Source organism: Lysinibacillus sphaericus (assembly GCF_001629735.1).
GTDB lineage: Bacteria > Bacillota > Bacilli > Bacillales_A > Planococcaceae > Lysinibacillus > Lysinibacillus pinottii.
In genome coordinates this window covers 1,960,302-1,980,091 of record NZ_CP015224.1, presented here as the reverse complement: position 1 = coordinate 1,980,091, position 19,790 = coordinate 1,960,302, and the positions used below count along the sequence as shown (strand labels likewise).

Annotated in this window: 16 protein-coding genes; 14 read left to right on the top strand and 2 right to left on the bottom strand. The window is 39.5% G+C overall.

The annotated features are described in order from the left end of the window. The first annotated feature begins 79 nt into the window (after positions 1-79). The 14 genes from ilvB to A2J09_RS09550 all read left to right on the top strand — a co-directional run bounded on the left by ilvB (position 80) and on the right by A2J09_RS09550 (position 17,758). Positions 80-1,846, top strand: a complete 1,767-nt coding sequence (ilvB, locus tag A2J09_RS09615; protein ID WP_036162031.1) for a biosynthetic-type acetolactate synthase large subunit — start codon at positions 80-82, stop codon at positions 1,844-1,846. Then, positions 1,843-2,358, top strand: coding sequence for an acetolactate synthase small subunit (ilvN, locus tag A2J09_RS09610; RefSeq protein WP_031416242.1), 516 nt, complete (start codon positions 1,843-1,845; stop codon positions 2,356-2,358). The genes ilvB and ilvN overlap by 4 nt, the downstream gene beginning before the upstream one ends. A gap of 94 nt (positions 2,359-2,452) precedes the next feature. Further along, the gene (gene ilvC, locus A2J09_RS09605; RefSeq protein WP_012294943.1) at positions 2,453-3,487 is read left to right on the top strand and encodes a ketol-acid reductoisomerase; all 1,035 of its coding nucleotides are present in this window, start codon (positions 2,453-2,455) and stop codon (positions 3,485-3,487) included. Further along, on the top strand, positions 3,474-5,009 hold the full coding sequence (locus A2J09_RS09600; RefSeq protein WP_012294942.1) for a 2-isopropylmalate synthase: 1,536 nt from the start codon (positions 3,474-3,476) through the stop codon (positions 5,007-5,009). Before ilvC ends, A2J09_RS09600 begins: the two co-directional genes overlap by 14 nt. A 174-nt stretch (positions 5,010-5,183) precedes the next feature. Next, the gene (gene leuB / locus A2J09_RS09595; RefSeq protein WP_036162816.1) at positions 5,184-6,284 is read left to right on the top strand and encodes a 3-isopropylmalate dehydrogenase; all 1,101 of its coding nucleotides are present in this window, start codon (positions 5,184-5,186) and stop codon (positions 6,282-6,284) included. A 17-nt stretch (positions 6,285-6,301) separates the two neighbouring features. Continuing rightward, a complete protein-coding gene (gene leuC / locus A2J09_RS09590) occupies positions 6,302-7,711 on the top strand; it encodes a 3-isopropylmalate dehydratase large subunit (RefSeq protein ID WP_012294940.1) in 1,410 nt (469 codons plus the stop codon). Between the two features lie 31 nt (positions 7,712-7,742). Then, a complete protein-coding gene (gene leuD / locus A2J09_RS09585; protein ID WP_036162029.1) occupies positions 7,743-8,333 on the top strand; it encodes a 3-isopropylmalate dehydratase small subunit in 591 nt (196 codons plus the stop codon). A gap of 444 nt (positions 8,334-8,777) precedes the next feature. After that, positions 8,778-9,662 (top strand): ribokinase, encoded by an 885-nt coding sequence (gene rbsK / locus A2J09_RS09580; protein ID WP_036162027.1) that lies wholly within the window; start codon positions 8,778-8,780, stop codon positions 9,660-9,662. A gap of 269 nt (positions 9,663-9,931) precedes the next feature. Next, the gene (locus tag A2J09_RS09575) at positions 9,932-11,782 is read left to right on the top strand and encodes a dynamin family protein (protein ID WP_012294937.1); all 1,851 of its coding nucleotides are present in this window, start codon (positions 9,932-9,934) and stop codon (positions 11,780-11,782) included. A gap of 101 nt (positions 11,783-11,883) precedes the next feature. Continuing rightward, the gene (locus tag A2J09_RS09570) at positions 11,884-13,101 is read left to right on the top strand and encodes an RtcB family protein (protein ID WP_036162025.1); all 1,218 of its coding nucleotides are present in this window, start codon (positions 11,884-11,886) and stop codon (positions 13,099-13,101) included. A 64-nt stretch (positions 13,102-13,165) separates the two neighbouring features. After that, a complete protein-coding gene (locus tag A2J09_RS09565) occupies positions 13,166-14,164 on the top strand; it encodes a LacI family DNA-binding transcriptional regulator (protein ID WP_012294935.1) in 999 nt (332 codons plus the stop codon). A 106-nt stretch (positions 14,165-14,270) separates the two neighbouring features. Next, positions 14,271-15,692 (top strand): aldehyde dehydrogenase family protein, encoded by a 1,422-nt coding sequence (locus A2J09_RS09560; RefSeq protein ID WP_012294934.1) that lies wholly within the window; start codon positions 14,271-14,273, stop codon positions 15,690-15,692. 21 nt (positions 15,693-15,713) lie between these two features. Further along, positions 15,714-16,559 (top strand): AhlS family quorum-quenching N-acyl homoserine lactonase, encoded by an 846-nt coding sequence (ahlS, locus tag A2J09_RS09555; RefSeq protein WP_373561624.1) that lies wholly within the window; start codon positions 15,714-15,716, stop codon positions 16,557-16,559. Positions 16,560-16,576: 17 nt separating this feature from the next. After that, positions 16,577-17,758: an iron-containing alcohol dehydrogenase gene (locus tag A2J09_RS09550; RefSeq protein ID WP_036162024.1), complete on the top strand. Its 1,182-nt coding sequence runs from the start codon at positions 16,577-16,579 to the stop codon at positions 17,756-17,758. Between the two features lie 134 nt (positions 17,759-17,892). On the opposite strand, the gene A2J09_RS09545 is transcribed toward A2J09_RS09550, so the two are convergent. Beyond that, a complete protein-coding gene (locus tag A2J09_RS09545) occupies positions 17,893-18,402 on the bottom strand; it encodes a ferritin (RefSeq protein ID WP_031416225.1) in 510 nt (169 codons plus the stop codon). Between the two features lie 307 nt (positions 18,403-18,709). Continuing rightward, positions 18,710-19,471: a TerC family protein gene (locus tag A2J09_RS09540; RefSeq protein ID WP_031416224.1), complete on the bottom strand. Its 762-nt coding sequence runs from the start codon at positions 19,469-19,471 to the stop codon at positions 18,710-18,712. Between the last annotated feature and the right edge of the window lie 319 nt (positions 19,472-19,790).

Below are 19,790 nucleotides of genomic sequence, written 5' to 3'. Positions count from 1 at the left end.
ATAGACTAACCAGCTAGTGACACTTCATTAATCTACAACACTGATGTGTGAGTTTGAAAGAAATAAAGGAGGCATATTGATGAGTGCGAATGTTTCAATCAATGAAAAAGAACAATTAGCAACAACTGCAACAGTTGAGCAAACCTATCAAGCAAAGGACGGGGCCGATGTACTAGTGCAGGCATTGCATGATCAGGGTGTTGAAATCATCTTTGGCTATCCAGGTGGTGCTGTATTACCAATTTATGATGCGATGTATAAAAATCCAATCCGTCATATTTTAACAAGACATGAACAGGGTGCCATCCATGCGGCGGAAGGCTATGCGCGTGTTTCAGGGAAAACGGGTGTTGTTATTGCTACAAGTGGCCCAGGTGCAACAAACCTTGTCACAGGGATAGCCGATGCCATGATTGATTCTATACCTTTAGTGGTATTCACTGGTCAGGTTGCTACATCTGTTATAGGTACGGATGCTTTCCAAGAAGCAGATATTATGGGTATTACTACACCCATTACAAAGCACAATTATCAAGTACAAGATGTGAATGACATCCCACGTATAGTAAAAGAAGCTTTCCATATTGCCAGCACAGGTCGTAAGGGACCAGTGGTCGTGGATTTCCCAAAGGACGTTTCACAAATGTTATTTGATGTAGAGAATCCACCGCAAGCACCAGATGAAATTTATTTACCAGGCTATCAACCAACCTATAAACCTAACTATTTACAAATTCAAAAGGCGATACAAGCTATTTCTTTGGCAAAAAAACCAGTCATCTTAGCTGGTGCAGGTGTTCTTTTTGCTGACGCACGTGAAGAATTAACGGCATTTGCTGAAAAATATCGTATTCCAGTAACGAATACATTACTAGGCTTAGGCTCCATTCACGGTGAACATGAATTATTCCTAGGGATGGCCGGCATGCACGGTACGGCAACAGCAAACACAGCTATAACAAAGGCAGATTTATTACTTAATATTGGTGCTCGTTTTGATGATCGCTTAACAGGTAATTTAGCTACATTTGCACCAAATGCGACAATTGTTCATATCGATATTGATCCAGCAGAAATTGGTAAAAACGTACCGACAGATATCCCAATTGTGGCAGACGCAAAAGAAGCATTGAAAGCCGTACTGAAAAAGGATTTTGACGGTCCTGATACAACCGATTGGCTAGCCTTTTTAAAATCTCATGCCAATGATTATCCATTATGGTATTGCAAGAATGATCATGATCAAGAAATTTTACCACAAGAGGCATTGCGATTAGTTCATGAGATTACAGTGGGTGATGCCATTGTGACAACAGATGTTGGTCAGCATCAAATGTGGACAGCGCAATATTATCACTTAAACAACGATCATTCATGGGTAACGTCTGGTGGACTTGGTACGATGGGCTTCGGCTTCCCAGCCGCAATTGGTGCCCAATTTGCGAAGCCAGACAAAAAAGTTATTTCGATTGTAGGAGATGCAGGCTTTCAAATGACTGCACAGGAGCTGTCTATCCTACAGGAATTTAACTTACCAGTAAAAATAGTGATCTTGAATAATAGCTGTTTAGGAATGGTTCGCCAATGGCAAGAAACATTCTATGAAGAGCGTTATTCATCCTCACTTATGCCAATCCAACCGGATTTTGTTAAATTGGCGGATGCGTATAGTATTAAAGGCTATCGCATTAACACAATGGATGAAGCGGAAGCTATTTTCCGAGAGGCACTACTTTCTGATGAGCCTGTGTTAATTGATTGTCGTGTGAAACAGCTTGAATGTGTATACCCAATGGTAGCACCAGGCAAAGGCTTACATGAAATGATTGGGGTGAAAAAGAATTGAAACGAGTAATTACCGTAACTGTGATTAACCAAAGTGGTGTGTTAAACCGATTAACAGGTTTACTTATGAAACGTCAGTTTAATATTGAATCCATTACAGTTGGTCATACAGAGCAACCGAATTTTTCAAAAATGACCTTTGTTGTCAATGTAGAGGATGAACGCAAAATTGAACAACTGGTGAAGCAATTATCCAAACAAATTGATGTATTAAAGGTCAATGACATTACTGACAAATCGATTGTCCTGCGAGAACTAGCATTAGTAAAGGTTATTTCACCGCCAAATTTACGCTTGGAAATGAACTCGATTGTCGAACCGTTCCGCGCTCAAATAATTGACACAGCTAAAAATGTTGTGACATATCAGGTAGTTGGACACCCAGACAAAATAGATGCCTTTATTGAACTCATTCGACCATATGGCATTAAAGAACTTACACGTACAGGAGCAACAGCCTCAGTTCGTGAAACGCAAAAAATCTCAAATCCACAGCTCTCTATTTTAAAATAGTTTGCCTATAAAATTGAAGGTTTTAGATGCTGGCTTCTTAAATGGGCTGCATCTAGAGCTATGAAAATAAACTAAATTCTAGGAGGAAACAACAATGGCTACAATGTACTATGAACAAAATATTAACGAGGAAGTTTTAAAAGGAAAGAAAATCGCTATTATCGGATACGGCTCACAAGGTCATGCACATGCATTAAACCTTAAAGAATCAGGCTTTGACGTAGTGGTAGGGGTTCGTCCAGGTGGATCTTTCGATGCTGCTAAAGCAGATGGCGTTGACGTAAAAACAGTGGCTGAAGCAGCACAAGAAGCAGATGTGATCCAAATTTTACTACCAGATGAGCGACAAAAAGCTGTATATGAGGCAGAGATTGCTCCACATCTAGAAGCAGGGAAAGCCCTAATGTTTGCACACGGCTTCAATATTCACTTTGGGCAAATTACGCCACCAGCAGATGTAGACGTATTTTTAGTAGCACCAAAAGGGCCAGGGCATTTAGTTCGTCGTCAATTCCAAGAAGGTGCTGGTGTACCAGGTTTATTCGCTATCCATCAAGATGCAACAGGCCAAGCAAAAGATTTAGCACTTGCTTACGGTAAAGGCATTGGTGCCGCACGTGGTGGTCTTCTTGAAACAACATTTAAAGAAGAAACAGAAACAGATCTATTTGGCGAACAAGCAGTACTTTGTGGTGGTGCAACGCAGCTAGTAAAAGCAGGATTTGAAACATTAGTGGAAGCAGGCTACCAACCAGAATTAGCATATTTTGAAACACTACATGAGCTGAAACTTATTGTTGACTTAATGTTTGAAGGTGGAATGGCAACAATGCGTTACTCAGTATCAGATACAGCTGAGTGGGGAGATTATGTGGCAGGACCGCGCATCATCGATGAGTCTGTAAAAGCTCGTATGAAAGACGTGTTAACGGATATCCAAGATGGTACGTTTGCTCGCCGCTGGATTCAAGAAAATGAAAATGGTCGTCCTGAATATACAAAGTTCAAAGAAGCAGGTGCAAACCATCAAATCGAAGAAGTAGGTGCAAAACTACGTGAGATGATGCCATTCATCAACGAAGGTAAAGAAAAAGTGGTAAGAGAAGTGGCGACAAGTGCGAAAAATTGATATTTTCGATACTACGCTTCGCGATGGTGAACAATCTGCGGGGATTAATTTAAATACAGCAGAGAAAATAGAGATAGCTAAGCAGTTAGAGCGTCTTGGTGTGACAATTATTGAAGCAGGGTTTCCTGCTTCGTCACCAGGTGACTTTGATGCAGTCCATCGCATTGCTGAAACAGTAAAAAATTCAGTCGTAACGGGTCTTGCCCGGTGTATTCAAAAGGATATTGATACGACATGGGAAGCTATTAAAGGTGCTCAACAGCCACATATTCATATTTTTCTAGCTACTTCGCCTATTCATATGGAATACAAGCTGAAAAAATCACCAGAACAAGTGATTGAGCAAGCGGTTGAAGCGGTTAAATATGCGAAAAAATATTTTCCACTTGTACAATGGTCCGCTGAGGATGCGTTCCGTTCAGATCGTGAATTTTTAGTACGAATTATGAATGAGGTAGTTACCGCAGGTGCAACAACGATTAACGTTCCTGACACAGTCGGCTATGCCTCTCCATACGAATATGGTGCTCTATTTAAGTATCTGCTGGAAAACGTAAAAGGTGCTGATAAAGTCAAGTTCTCTGCCCATTGTCATGACGACTTAGGAATGGCAACGGCCAACACGTTGGCGGCAATTGAAAATGGTGCTGCACAAGTGGAAGGAACAATTAATGGCATTGGAGAGCGAGCAGGGAATGTAGCGTTAGAAGAGATTGCCGTGGCACTTCATATTCGCAAGGATTATTATCAGGTAGAAACAGGGATACAGCTGCAAGAGATTAAACGTACGTCCCAATTAGTCAGTAAATTGACAAACGTCGTGATTCAGCCAAACAAAGCGATTGTTGGGAGAAATGCATTTGCACATGAATCTGGTATTCACCAGGACGGTGTGTTAAAAAATCCAGAAACTTATGAAATTATTTCACCTGCACTTATCGGTGAGGGAGAAATACCTTTAGTTCTTGGAAAACATTCTGGTCGAGCAGCCTTCCGTGATCGAGCTGAAACATTGGGCTTTGATCTATCAGATGAAAAGTTAAATAAGGCATTTGTAGAATTTAAAAAATTGGCGGATCGTAAAAAGGAAATTACAGAGGAAGATTTGCTGACTTTACTTACAGAACAGCAAATCCAATTAGAAGATGTACCACTATTTGAATTGAAAATGGTTCAAGTGCAATACGGTACAGAAAATATTCCGACGGCCACAGCCATTGTGCTAACACCAGAAGGATTAGAGAAAACGGTAGTTGCCACTGGGGCTGGTTCAGTAGAAGCCATTTTTAACACGCTAGAGCAGCTAGTGCCAAATGCTGTTCATGTGATTGATTACCGTGTGACATCAGTCGGTAAAGGCCGTGACGCACTTGGTGAAGCTGTCGTAAATATTCGTTATGATCATGTATCGACGACTGGCCGCAACTCCTCTCAGGATGTTTTGGAAGCATCGGCAAAAGCTTATTTAAATGCTATTAACCGTCATTTAATAAAAGAAAGTCTTCGTGCACATCCAGTTTAAATAATCGTCCTGTTTTATAAGTAGTGAAATGTGTGAGGTTCATTCACAAGTCGGATGCAATAATCATGGCGTATAGGTTAATCAAGAAAAATTGAATACGCTCACCACCCATTAATGTGGTGAGCGTTTTTACTAAATTAGCGAATGCGCTATACAAAGAAGGGTGTTTTGATGATGGAGAAAAAAATTACAGTACTTCCTGGTGATGGAATTGGGCCAGAGGTTGTTGCTTCTGCTGTGCGTGTATTACAAGTGATTGGTAAACGATTTAATCATACTTTCCATTTAGGGTATGGAACAATCGGGGGCGCTGCCATTGACCAACATAATAATCCACTACCAGATGAGACAATTGAGATGTGTGAGAATAGTGATGCGATTCTACTAGGAGCTGTTGGTGGACCAAAGTGGGATCAGAATCCACCAGAATTACGCCCTGAAAAGGGATTATTGCGAATCCGCAAACACTTTGATTTATTTGCTAATCTGCGTCCTGTAAAGGCGTTCCCGAGTTTACTAGATGCTTCTCCATTGAAGCGTGAAGTAGCAGAAAACGTTGATTTAGTGATTGTTCGTGAACTAACAGGGGGCGTATACTTCGGGGAACCACGTATGCGTACTGAAAATGGCGCAATTGATACAACTGTTTACTCGAAAGTGGAAGTTGAGCGTATCGTTGAAAATGCCTTTGAGCTAGCACGTTTACGTGGAGGCAAGTTATGCTCTGTTGACAAGGCAAATGTTCTTGAAACAAGTCGTTTATGGCGAGAAGTCGTAGAAGCAAAGAAAAAAGATTATCCAGATGTAGTAGTAGAGCATAACCTAGTGGATTCTGTAGCGATGAAACTTATTACAAATCCTGGACACTATGATGTAGTAGTTACGGAAAACATGTTTGGGGATATTTTAAGTGATGAAGCATCAGTCATTACAGGTTCTCTAGGTGTATTACCATCGGCATCTATTCGTGGAGATAATTTTGGCTTATATGAACCAGTACATGGGTCAGCACCTGAGATTGCTGGTCAAGGAGTGGCAAATCCTGCAGCAACCATACTTTCTGTAGCGATGATGCTTCAATACTCATTTGGCTTGAAGGAAGAGGCATCAGAAATTGAACGTGCTGTAAGTGCGGTATTTGATGATGGTTATTTTACAGCAGATCTTGCTCGTAATGGCAGTCGAGTTTTATCAACGAATGAATGGACAGACAAGGTTATGAATGAAATTGATACTAGTTTTGTTTCACAAAGTATTATGACAACATATATTTAAAGAAATAGGTGAAGATAATGGGCAAAAATATAATTGAAAAGATTTGGGATAAACATGTTGTTTATCAGGAAGAGGGCAAACCGGACCTGTTATATATTGATCTTCATTTAATTCATGAAGTAACTTCTCCGCAAGCTTTTGAAGGGCTTCGGATGAATGGTCGTCAAGTACGTCGTCCAGATTTAAGCTTTGCGACAATGGATCATAATGTTCCAACAAAAAATCTACCAACAATCCATGATCCGATTGCACGCAACCAAATTGAAACTCTAGCCAAAAATGCTGAAGAGTTTGGTGTTGAGCTGGCAGGTATGGGCCATCCTGATCAAGGAATTGTCCATGTTATTGGACCAGAGCTAGGACTTACACAGCCAGGTAAAACAATTGTCTGCGGTGATTCACATACATCTACACATGGTGCATTTGGGGCGATTGCCTTTGGTATTGGAACTTCTGAGGTAGAGCATGTATTATCGACGCAAACGTTATGGCAAAATAAGCCAAAGACAATGGAAATTCGTGTTGAAGGGGAGCTATCAGTCGGAGTTGCCGCTAAAGATATTATTTTAGCCATTATTGCAAAGTTCGGAATTGGCGTTGGCACAGGATATATTGTGGAATTTACTGGAGAGGCTATCCACAAACTGTCCATGGAAGAACGGATGACGATTTGTAATATGTCGATTGAGGCTGGTGCCAAGGCAGGGCTTATATCTCCTGATCAAATAACTGTAGACTATATTCGAGGTCGTAAATATGCTCCACAAGGCGAACAATTTGAGGAAGCGGCTAACTATTGGTTAAGCCTTGCCTCTGATGAAGATGCTACTTACGATACAGTCCGTATTATTCATGCAGAAGAAATCGAACCTATCATTACATGGGGGACAAATCCATCGATGGGTACGGGTGTTTCTGGCCACGTCCCAACACTAGCAGACTATAAGGATGAATCCGATAAAGCTGCGCTTCAAAAAGCACTTGATTATATGGGCTTAGAGGAAGGGCAACCATTAACGTCCATTGATATCCAGCATGTCTTTATTGGCTCCTGTACAAATTCGCGTATGAGCGATTTACGTGCAGCTGCAAATGTTATTAAAGGAAGAAAGGTACATGGCGATGTTACAGCAATCGTTGTACCAGGCTCTTATTCTACGAAAAAACAAGCAGAGGCAGAAGGTTTGGATAAAATCTTTATAGATGCCGGCTTTGAATGGCGGGAGTCGGGTTGCTCTATGTGTTTAGCAATGAATGATGATGTAGTCCCAGCGGGTGAACGCTGTGCTTCAACGTCCAACCGCAACTTTGAAGGACGTCAGGGAGCGGGTTCTCGTACACATTTGGTATCGCCACCAATGGCAGCCGCAGCGGCGATTGCAGGCCATTTTGTAGATGTACGTGAATTTGTAAAGGAAACTGTGTGAAGCTTGTTTTTACATGGAAGGGATGTTGAAAATGGAACCAATTAATATCGTAAATAGTGTCATTACACCACTTGATCGCAAAAATGTTGATACCGACCAAATTATTTCAAAAGAGTTTTTAAAGCGTATTGAGCGCACAGGTTTTGGACAGTTTTTATTTTATCACTGGCGCTTTGATGCAGATGGTAATGAAATAAAAGACTTTGTATTAAATAAACCAGAGTTTAAAGAGTCAAAAATTCTAGTGGCACAGGATAATTTCGGCTGTGGTTCTTCGCGAGAGCACGCACCATGGGCCATTTTGGATTATGGATTTAATGTTGTCATTGCGCCTTCCTTTGCAGATATTTTCCATAATAACTGCTTTAAAAATGGCATTCTTCCTATTAAGCTAACAGAAGCGGAATGTGATGAAATCCTAGCCAAGGGTAAAGCAAATCCATATGCAGTGGAAGTGAATCTTACGGCACAAACGGTGTCTGATGGTGATGGGACAGTCTATCATTTCACAATAGATCCGTACTATAAGGAAACCTTGCTAAATGGTTGGGATGAAATTGCCTTAACGTTTAAATACGAAGACCATATTGCTGCATATGAAGAGAAGCGGGTAGCCTATTAATATATTTTTGTAGACTGAAGACAAACTGAGCGTTGTCTTCAGTTTTTTTATGCGTTAGCAAATATCCATCCTGGCATTTATGGATAGAATGTGAATAACAGTAAATTTAACAAGAATATTCTGAATATAAATATTGTGAATAAATGGTATATTTTGATAATGTGGAAGTAGCAAGTTATTTGAAAGGAGAATAGATAATGATAACTTATTCAGTTTCCTGTATTTTTTGTAAAAAGACGTTTGAGGTTGTGGAAGGGACAAGGAAATATACCTTGTATAAAAGGAATATGAAAGGAAAATTCTCCTGCGAGGATTGTGATAGTAGAATTGAACATGAGGCTAGAAAAGGATTGTTAGGAAAACTTTAAAAAGGCCTTTAACATACCCTGTCCCTGACCTTGGTTCTCCATTAAAATAGAGCTTAGAAGGAAGGTAGGGAAATCAATGATTACAGTTATAGGAAGTCTAAATATGGATTTAGTTGTACAAATGAATGCTTTTCCAAAGCAAGGAGAAACCATTCTCGGTCATGCATTTCAAACAGTTCCAGGAGGAAAGGGGGCAAATCAGGCAGTGGCTGCTTCTCGACTGGGAAGTGACGTGGCGATGATTGGCTGCGTCGGTCAGGATAGTTTTGGTGAAACATTATGTGCGGGTTTGCAGCAAGAGCGAGTAAACACAGAAGCCATTGTTCATAGTGCTACAGCTCCAACAGGCATTGCTAATATTCTTATTTACAATCAAGATAATCGTATAGTAGTAGTGCCTGGTGCAAACTATGAATTAGCACCTTCACATATAGAGGCATCAAAAGAGCTGATACAAAAAAGCCAAATGGTGATCATTCAACTGGAAATTCCAAAAGAAACAACATCATATGCCATTCAACTTTGTAAAGAAGCAGGAGTGCCAGTATTGTTAAATCCTGCACCAGCAGCAAATTTTGATAAACAGTGGATGAAGGATATCGCCTATTTAACACCAAATGAAACAGAATGTGCAGAAATTTTTAATGAGCCCGTCGATCAGCTACTAGAAAAGTATCCTAATAAGCTTATTATAACGCTAGGTAGTGATGGTGCGCGTTATTTTGATGGTACATTTCCCAGTCATATCCCAGGCTATATGACGACAGCTGTGGATACAACAGGTGCAGGTGATACCTTTAACGGTGCACTAGCTCATGCCTTAGTAGAGGGTCAATCATTGGATGAGGCAGTGTACTTTGCTAATCTTGCTGCCTCATTGTCTGTTGAAAAGTTTAGTGCACAAGGAGGGATGCCTACACTTGGGGAAGTATACGCGCGTATGGCGGGTCTAGGTGAATAGTATGCCTATAGGAATAAGGGAGAACTGGATAGCTGTAATAAAGCATAATTTTGATGGCAATTTTAGTAAAATTCATCAAATGGGCTATTTCTTTTAGTCTGAATTGTGAATGAAATGTGAAATGAACATTGTAGTGATATAAGGATGAATTCCTATTTGCCTTATAAATGCATAAGTATATTGTCCTCTTTTCGTTGATCTATATATTAGTAAAGCATTAGTTTCATTTATAATGGTCTTATAGATGCATACGAAAAGAGGTTTTGAGGATGACGAACATTGACCATACGCCAATCGAATATACAACCTCAGCGAATAATATATTGCCACAATTTGTTGATCAACTGCGACAATTGTACGGTATTATTGTCCAAAATACATATGTGAAAGATACAGCTAAACATTTAAACCGTATTATTCAAGATGCAAATAACCAAACGATGATTTTAATCGTCGGAAAAGAACGAGTAGGCAAAACAACACTAGTTAACGGATTACTAGGACGTGAGGTACTATCTGTAAATGATCGACATCCGACAGGTGTCAATACATTTATTCGATATGGCGAACAAGAGGAGATTAAAGCCTATTTTTTAGATGGTGTTGTAGCCATATTTGATCTTAGCAAATTAGAGCTACTGACAACAGGTGATACGTTTGCTTCTCAGATTTTACGTGAACATTTGGATTACCTAGAAGTATATTTGAAAAATGATTTATTAAAATCTGTGACGATCATTGACTCTGTTTCCTTAGAAGCAGGGGGAGGTGAAATGGCCTATTTCTCTGAAGCACTTATGAACCGTGTAGATGAAATTTTCTGGGTTTTACGTGCCGGCTCTAGGGCAATAGATGCTGAGCTTTTATTAATGGATGCGTTAAATCATAAAGGAGTGGTACCTTTATGTGTCATCAATGGAATTGATGCTGATGAGCATGCAGATGCATTTATCATTTCAGAACAACAACGTATTGGCCATTTGATGAGTGATTTTATAGCTATTTCCGCAACAAATGCCCTGGTAGCTAAGCAAACGGACAACCTTGAGCTTTGGCAAAAAAGTCAATATGACCATTTAATAGCCCACATACATCGTGTGGCCGAAAATAGTGAAAAAAAAACCTATGCCATTTTAATTCGTTTCTTGCAATGGCTTGAACGGTTCCGCTTCGAATTAACTGTTATTCCACGACGTGACCCATTTCAATCTGCTGTTGAGAATATTGAAAAATATGCAGGCGATACCCAATTTGAGTTTTCTCGCTATCAGCGTGACTTAGCAATAGTTAAGGAATATGAGCAAGAATATGAGCAGGTGGCAAATACGTTTAAACATGTTCAAACCCTTTACCAGCTATTACAAACCATCTCACAACATGATTATTTACAAGATGATAAGGTAGAGACATTTACCGAAATCGCTGTTTACTATCAACAAATGTTACGAGAGTATCGTAATATGCACAGTGAATATTCACGAGAATATGAGCGTTTAGATGCACAGCATAAAAAAATTCATGGTAAAGGGCTTATGAAAGCTATTTTTGGTCAGCATAACCAAAATGAATTTTTTAAAGAGCGTGTGCAAAAATTAAATGACCAACAAGTGGTTTGTGTCGCTCAATACGATAAAGTATTACAAGCAGAAGCTTCGATGTTACAAGCAGTTCGAGACATTCAGCCTTACTTAGTCAATTTAGTAAAGGAGCGTATGAGTCGTATTGAACAAAAAGTGCTTGAACTAAATCAACAACGAGCCAAAGAGAAGCGACAATTAAAGCGTTATGCTGATAAACTAAATGAATTTTCATGTTTAATTGAAGCACAGGGTTATATTAAGGAACATCTTCAACCCTTCTTAATACAGGAACAGATGCCATTGAAAACAAAGGATCTTGAAATGCTTGAAGAAACTGTGGAGGCTATTCTTAGCATTGATCTTTCAAAGAATGGCTTACTGGCACGTAGTCAAATGAATAATAAAATGGAAAGTATTGCTATTCCTTTTGATGTCGAGGAAATGTATCCGCAGCAAATGCTATCCTTACAAGAAGAAGATGTGAAATCGAACGATATTCCAGTAATACCAAATAAACTAGCCATACAATATGCAGACTAACTTCACAAAACGTTCTAAAAGAATGAATCTTTTAGGGCGTTTTTTTATGGAATGAAACATATCATTCCATTTGTACGTATAAATGGTAGGGAGGGATAATCATGATTGAAATTAAGGGACGTTACACGGAGGCTAAAATTTATGCTGAAACAGCATTACCATCCGCCATCGACCAAATTCAAGAATTGACAAATCAGGCGTTTATGACAGGCACAAAGGTACGTATTATGCCTGATTATCATGCAGGGAAGGGCTGTGTTATTGGCACGACCATTCACCTACAGGAGCGGGTTGTACCAAATCTGGTCGGTGTGGATGTGGGATGTGGTGTATTTGTAGCGCAATTAGATGTAACGACGGTTAATTATGAGAAACTCGATGCTATCATTCGAACGTATGTACCGAGTGGTCAAGAGGTTCATAAGGAACTATCGCCTGATCGACATTTTTTAGCGTTTGAAGGTAAACAGTTCAAAGCAACTGGCCTAAAGGATGAGTATACGAATCTATCATTAGGGACACTTGGTGGAGGCAATCATTTTATTGAATTGGCTAAGGATGAGGAGAATCAGTACTATTTACTGATTCATACTGGTTCACGTTATGTAGGGGCAAAAGTAGCAAGCTGGCATCAAAAAAGGGCCTATGAAAATTTGCGTCAGCAAGATTTGACTGGAAAAATAGAGGACTTTAAACAACAGGGGCGAGAAAAGGAAATTCAAGCGATGATCCAAGCCTATAAAAAGAAACATCCTGCGGTTCCGAAAGAGTTAGCTTATTTAGAGGGCGAATATTTCCATGACTACATTCATGATATGAAAATCGCGCAGCAATTTGCGCAAATGAATCGTTGGACGATTGCTGAAACCATTGCAAAACATATGGATTGGCAGCTGATAGATACATTTGATACGATTCATAACTATATTGAGACGGAGACAATGACGCTACGTAAGGGAGCTGTCCGTGCCAATAAAGGAGAAATGCTTGTCATTCCTATGAATATGCGAGATGGATCACTTATTTGTATAGGGAAGGGCAATGCTGATTGGAATCATTCAGAACCACATGGAGCAGGACGTATGTACTCACGTCGTGCTGCTAAAAAAGCATTGAATATGGAAGATTTTAAAGAGACGATGCAGGGGATTTGGACAACGTCAGTCAATGAAGAAACATTAGATGAGGCACCAATGGCCTATAAGCCTATGGCAGAAATAACATCTGTCATTGGAGAAACAGTAGATATTATTAAGGTGATTAAACCTGTCTATAATTTCAAAGCAAGTGAGGCGGCAAAGCCTTATGAGAGAAAGTGACCCCCGAACTCCCTATAACTAGTAGACATATATGGTATAATATAGCTTTACAAAAACGAAGTGGGTGGTTTTTTTGGTCTCTTCAAAAGATGTGGCAAAGCATGCTGGTGTATCTCAAACAACCGTGTCAAGAGTGTTGAATACACCAGAGCTGGTAAAGCCAAAAACAGTTGAAAAAGTGATGAAAGCGATTGAGGACCTAAATTATATTCCAAATGATATAGCTAGATCGCTTGTTCAGAAAAAGACAGGCATTATCACATTAATATCAGGTCCTTTACACAATCCTTTTTTTGTGGATACGACGACAGCTATCGTTAATTATGTCAACGCCCGTGGCTATAAAGTTAATGTTTATTTTGGTACAGAAGATAATTTACACTCAATCTATAATGCAGTTTTAGAAACGAAGGCGGATGCCATTATATTGTCTTCCATGCTTTATCAAGACGATTTATTTTTTAAATTAGAAAAACTCGAAATCCCTTTTATTATGTTTAATCGTAAGCATCAAGAAAATAGACATTTTGTAGAAATTGATAATGTGCAAGCAGGATATCTTGCGGCCAATTATATTTTGTCTTTAGGGCATCAATCATTATGCTGGATTGGTGGTCCCCATCAAATGAGTACATTTTTTGGACGATACCAAGGATTTGAAAAGGCATTAAAGGATCATGGAATAAAAGCTAAATCCGTACCTACATTTTTTACCAATACGAATAAGGAAGATATCGAAAAGACTTTTGAGGAACTGTTAAAACTAGACAGAAAACCTACAGCAATTTGTGCAGCAACAGATGCCATCGCTATAGAAATTTTGAACCTTTGTTTAGAAAGAGGCTTTCAGGTTCCTAGGGATTTCAATGTAATTGGTATTGATAATGTGGAACTCAGTAAACATCATTCCATTGCTTTAACAACAGTTGGGATATCAACAGAAGAAAACCTGGGGTTTTTAGCGATTGAAAAATTATTTGAGGTCATGGAGAAAAAAAGTACTTGCATTCAGCAAACAGAGTCTGTTAAACTTTTCCCAAGAAATACAACGTGTAAAAAATGAACTGATTTTTAACATCAGTTTATTTTTTACACTAAAATGGTTACGTATTCATTTCTTTATTTTCAGAAATGAATACGTAACCATAACGAAAGGAGTGAGATAAGTCTTGAAAAGGGGCTTATGGATTCATGGAGAATGGAAGATGACGGCAGATTATATGGAGGTTCAAGCCCCGCATTCACAAGAGGTGATTGCACATTTTGCAATGGCCACTGAACAAGATGTACAGGAGGCCATTGCAAGTGCACAGGCAGCAGCGAAGAGCATGGCTTCCTTAACTGCTTTTCAACGAGCAGAAATTTTGGAGCATTTATCCACACTATTTTTGGAAAACCGAGAAGAGGCAGCTAGTATTATTTCACTAGAATCTGCAAAACCGCTCAAGTATGCCTACGCTGAAATTGACCGCACCATTGAAACCTATAAATTTGCCGCAGAGGAAGCCAAACGATTATCGGGCGAAATGATTCCGATGGACGCTTCTAAAAATGGGGAAGGGCGCTTTGGCTATACAATACGAGAGCCTATCGGCGTAATTGCAGCAATTACACCGTTTAATTTTCCACAAAATTTAGTTGCGCATAAAGTAGGTCCTGCTTTAGCGGCGGGCAATACAATTGTGCTAAAGCCAGCTACTCAAACGGCTTTATCTGCTCATTTTCTAGCAAAATTATTAGCACAAACTAATTTACCGGCTGGAGCTTTTAATCTAGTGACCGGGCAGGGAAAATTGGTAGGAGATGTATTTTTAGCACATCCTCATGTGAAAATGATAACGTTTACGGGAAGCCCTGCCGTAGGGATTTCATTACGAAACCGAGCAGGTTTAAAAAAGGTTACGTTAGAATTAGGCTCAAATGCAGGGGTGATTGTTGACGAAGGCGTTCAACTTGATCAGATTATGGACCGAATGATTATGGGAGCATTTTCAAATCAGGGTCAGGTATGCATTTCGTTGCAGCGAATATATGTAATGGAAAGTATGGTAAATGAGTTTTTAGACAAGCTCAGCGCTAAAGTAGCACAGCTAGTCATCGGCGATCCTCTTGATAAAACAACCGATGTAGCCATGATGATTTCAGCAGATGAACAACAACGAGCTCATGAGTGGATTGAAGAAGCGGTTGCTGAAGGGGCTAAAATCATTGCTGGTGGTTATATTGACAATCAGGTTTTAATGCCAACAGTGTTATCGAATGTTTCGTCATATAGCAAGGTATCCTGTGAGGAAATTTTTGCACCAGTTGTTATTGTGAATGCAGTAGCTACTATTGAGGAGGCAATAGAAGCTATTAATGATTCTCATTATGGACTACAGGCTGGTATTTTTACACCATCGATTGAGACAGCTTTTAAAGCGTCCAGAGCATTACAGGTAGGAGGCGTCCTTATTAATGACGTGCCAACTTACCGTGTAGATCATATGCCGTATGGTGGCGTGAAAGAAAGTGGCACAGGTCGTGAAGGCATTAAATATGCAATGGAAGAAATGACAGAAATGAAGCTCATTATTTGGAATAACCAATAATCACGAATGGAGATGGGAAACATGAAAATGATCAAACAACACCCAAAATTGTATGTAATGGACAACGGTACGATGCGAATGGATAAGAATTATATGATTGCCATGCACAATCCAGCAACAATCGATCATCCAAATCAACCAAATGAATTTGTAGAATTCCCTGTTTACACAGTACTTATCGATCATCCAGAGGGCAAAATTTTATTTGATACGGCGTGTAATCCAAATGCTATGGGGCCCGATGGACGTTGGGGGGAATTTACACAAAAAGCGTTCCCTATTAATATGCCAGAAGAATGCTATTTACATCATCGATTAGAAGAATTAAACGTTCGCCCTGAAGATATCAAATTTGTTGTGGCATCCCACTTGCATCTCGACCATGCAGGCTGCTTAGAATTATTTACGAATGCGACGATCATTGTGCAAGAAGATGAGTTTAACGGCACATTACAAACATATGCAAGAAATGTCAAAGACGGTGCCTATATTTGGGGAGACATTGATATGTGGATTAAAAATAATCTACAATGGCGTCTTATTAAACGTGGTGAAGATAATGTGAAGCTGGCAGAAGGTATTCAAGTATTAAATTTTGGTAGTGGACATGCTTGGGGGATGCTTGGTCTGCATATTCAGATGCCAGAATCAGGTGGAATTATTTTAGCGTCAGATGCCATCTACACAGCAGAAAGCTTTGGTCCACCTGTTAAGCCACCAGGCATTATTTATGATTCGGTTGGCTATAATTCAACAGTTGAACGCATTCGCCGACTTGCCAATGAAACGAATTCACAGGTTTGGTTTGGCCATGATCCTGTCCAATTTAAATCATTTAGAAAATCGACAGAAGGATATTATGAATAGATAGGAGTAGAGAGGCCATGCATAAATTAACCTTTACGCCTGTAAGCTATACAGGTTGGGGATGTTTAAATCAGCTTCTGCCTGAAGTAGAAAGATTGAAGGCTACAAATATTTTAATTGTCACAGACCCATTTTTAAAGGAATTAGGGCTAACAGATAAAGTTCAACAGCCCTTGCTTTCAAAAGGATATGCGACGACCATTTATACAGATATTGCCCCAGAGCCCCCACTTGCTATTGGAGAAAAACTAGTTGATTTTACTAGAAAACATCAATTTGATCTTGTCATCGGTTTAGGTGGAGGAAGTGCTCTTGATTTAGCTAAGCTTGCTGCTGTTTTAGCAGTCCATGATGGGAAAGTAGCGGATTATTTAAATTTAACAGGCACAGAGGCGCTTGAACAAAAGGGATTACCTAAAATTTTAATCCCAACTACATCTGGAACAGGCTCAGAAGTGACAAATATTTCTGTCCTGTCCCTGGACACAACAAAAGACGTTGTGACACATGACTACTTATTGGCGGACAGTGCGATTGTAGACCCAGAGCTAACGATTTCATTACCACCAAAGGTAACAGCTGCAACGGGGGTTGATGCTTTAACACATGCCATTGAGGCATATGTTTCAGTCAATGCCAATGAAGTAACAGATTCCCTTGCATTGCAGGCCATTCGCTTAATCAGTGGCTCTATTCGTACAGCTGTACTGGAAGGGGAAAATAAGCAGGCGCGTTCAGATATGAGCTACGGTAGTTATTTAGCAGGATTAGCCTTCTTCAATGCTGGAGTAGCCGGTGTTCATGCGTTAGCCTATCCATTGGGAGGACAATTTCATATAGCTCATGGCGATTCCAACGCCGTACTATTACCCTATGTCATGGGGTATATTCGTCAAAGCTGTGAAAAACGAATGAAAGATATTTTAGATGCCATGGGTTTATCATCTGCCTACTTATCACAAGAAGAGGCTTCCTATAAATGTGTGGATGCCTTACAACAGCTCGTTCAAGATGTGAATATTCCTTCCACATTAAAGGGATTTGATATTCCAGAAGAAGCTTTAGAACAATTAACAGATGATGCAACAAAGCAAACAAGAATTTTAGCTCGAAGTCCAATGCCATTAGAACGAGAAGATATTTATGCTATTTATCGGGCTGCATTTGATGGAGAAGTTCGAGAACCCGATGCATCATAAAGAAGAAAAGACATGTTTCTTATAAAAAATAGCTATAGCTTTAGTATATCTAATGCCTAAAATAACAAAAGCTACGAAGTATCTTGGATGAAACTTCGTAGCCATTGTTATTTTTAGCTAAATTTTCCCATATATTATGCCTGTGCATCAGGCGTAAATGTACGCGTAGCTAATTCTGCATCTAGCATAAAGATAGCGTTGGAGTCGTTTTCGATACGTTCGATTTTACGAATTAATGTATCAAATGTAGATTCTTCCTCCACTTGCTCATCGATGAACCATTTTAAAAACGCCATCGTCGCATGCTCACGTTCATCTAAAGCGATATCTGATAAATTATAAATACGGCGCGTCACTTCTTTTTCATGAGAAAGAGCTGTTTTAAAGGCATCTAAAATCGATTCAAAATGATTGCCTGGGCTCTCAAAGCCTTGAATTGTTGCACGGTAGCCCATATCACTTAAGAAGTTATAAAACTTCATCGCATGGAAGCGTTCTTCTTCGGCTTGTACTAAAAAGAAGTTAGCGAAGCCATCGTAATCCTGGTCTGTGCAATAAGCCGCCATTGCCATGTAAGCATGAGCCGAGTAAAATTCAAAATTCATTTGTTCGTTAAGTGCTGTGTGTAGTTTTTCAGATAACATAAAAGTTTTCCTCCTTTTGCAGTAAATACCTTCTTCACTAGTATACAGCGTTATTAGTTCTTCATACAAAAATTTTAAATTTCATGGGAAAATGTGCAAAACTTAATTGATATTAGTTCTCAATTAGAAAATTTATACTTCTTCCTATTTGTCGTATGTATAGTCAAGTGTTAGTTGGGTAGGGCCACTAGTGAGGTAGCAAAGATGTGTAGATTTGTGGTATAGGAGAGGGACTGGCTATAAAATAAAATCTTACCCGTAAAGAAGAAAATCGCCTCGACATAGGTCGTGGCGATTTTTTTCATCACTATTGTGCTTGAGTCTTTTGATTTTTGACCCCAACTAAGTAACCACCTAGGGCAATTGCTACTAGGACAATCCAGAATATCGCTTTCCAAATTGTAGAATGTGGGAACTCATGTGGAATAACCCCTAGTTTTTCATGTGCCAATGTTAGCACGGCTAATTTCACACCAACCCAACCAACGATTAGGAAGGCAGCCGTTTCCAATGAAGGGAATTTATCAAGAACTTTTACGAACCAACGAGCCGCAAATCGCATCATGATGACCCCAATAAGGCCACCTAAGAACATAACGGCGAATTGTCCTGCATTAATGCCACCAATATCAAAATCACCGAGATGTGGTAATGTTACGGCAATAGCAACCGCAGCTAGGATAGAATCCACCGCGAACGCGATATCAGCAAGCTCCACTTTTACAACTGTCATCCAGAAGCCAGATTGTTTCTTCGGCTCTTGGATTTCTTCGGAGTTTTGGGATGCCTTCCGTGAATCATAAATATGCTTAATAGACATAAACAATAGATAAGCAGCACCTATTGCTTGGATCTGCCAGAAATTAACGAGCGTTGTAATAAGGAATAATGCGGCGAAGCGGAAAACAAACGCCCCCACTAATCCATATAATAAAGCTTTTTGTTGTTGTGCTTTTGGTAAATGCTTAACCATAACTGCCATTACGACTGCGTTGTCAGCTGCCAACAAACCTTCTAATACAATTAATACGACGAGTACCCATGCGTATTCTAAAATAATTGCCTCCAAATTTGTTTCCTCCTTTAATTGTTGAACAGAAATGAATGGTTGCTTCTAACATATTCTTCCCAATTTTAAGCAAAAGAAAAAGACCCCTGCCTAAAAAATAGGCAAAGGTCTTGCTAAGCAATTTACTGTTCGTTGCACAGAAAGTATTGTTCTGTGAGACAAATTATGCCATCACACCCGATGGTACGAAACCATGTAATGACGAATGTGAATCAGATGCTTCGATCGCATCTGCTAGCTACTCCCCTTTGACAATAAAGTCAAAAGCTATTCAATTCTTACACCAATCATAGCATGAGAAAAATTGAAAGTAAATAAA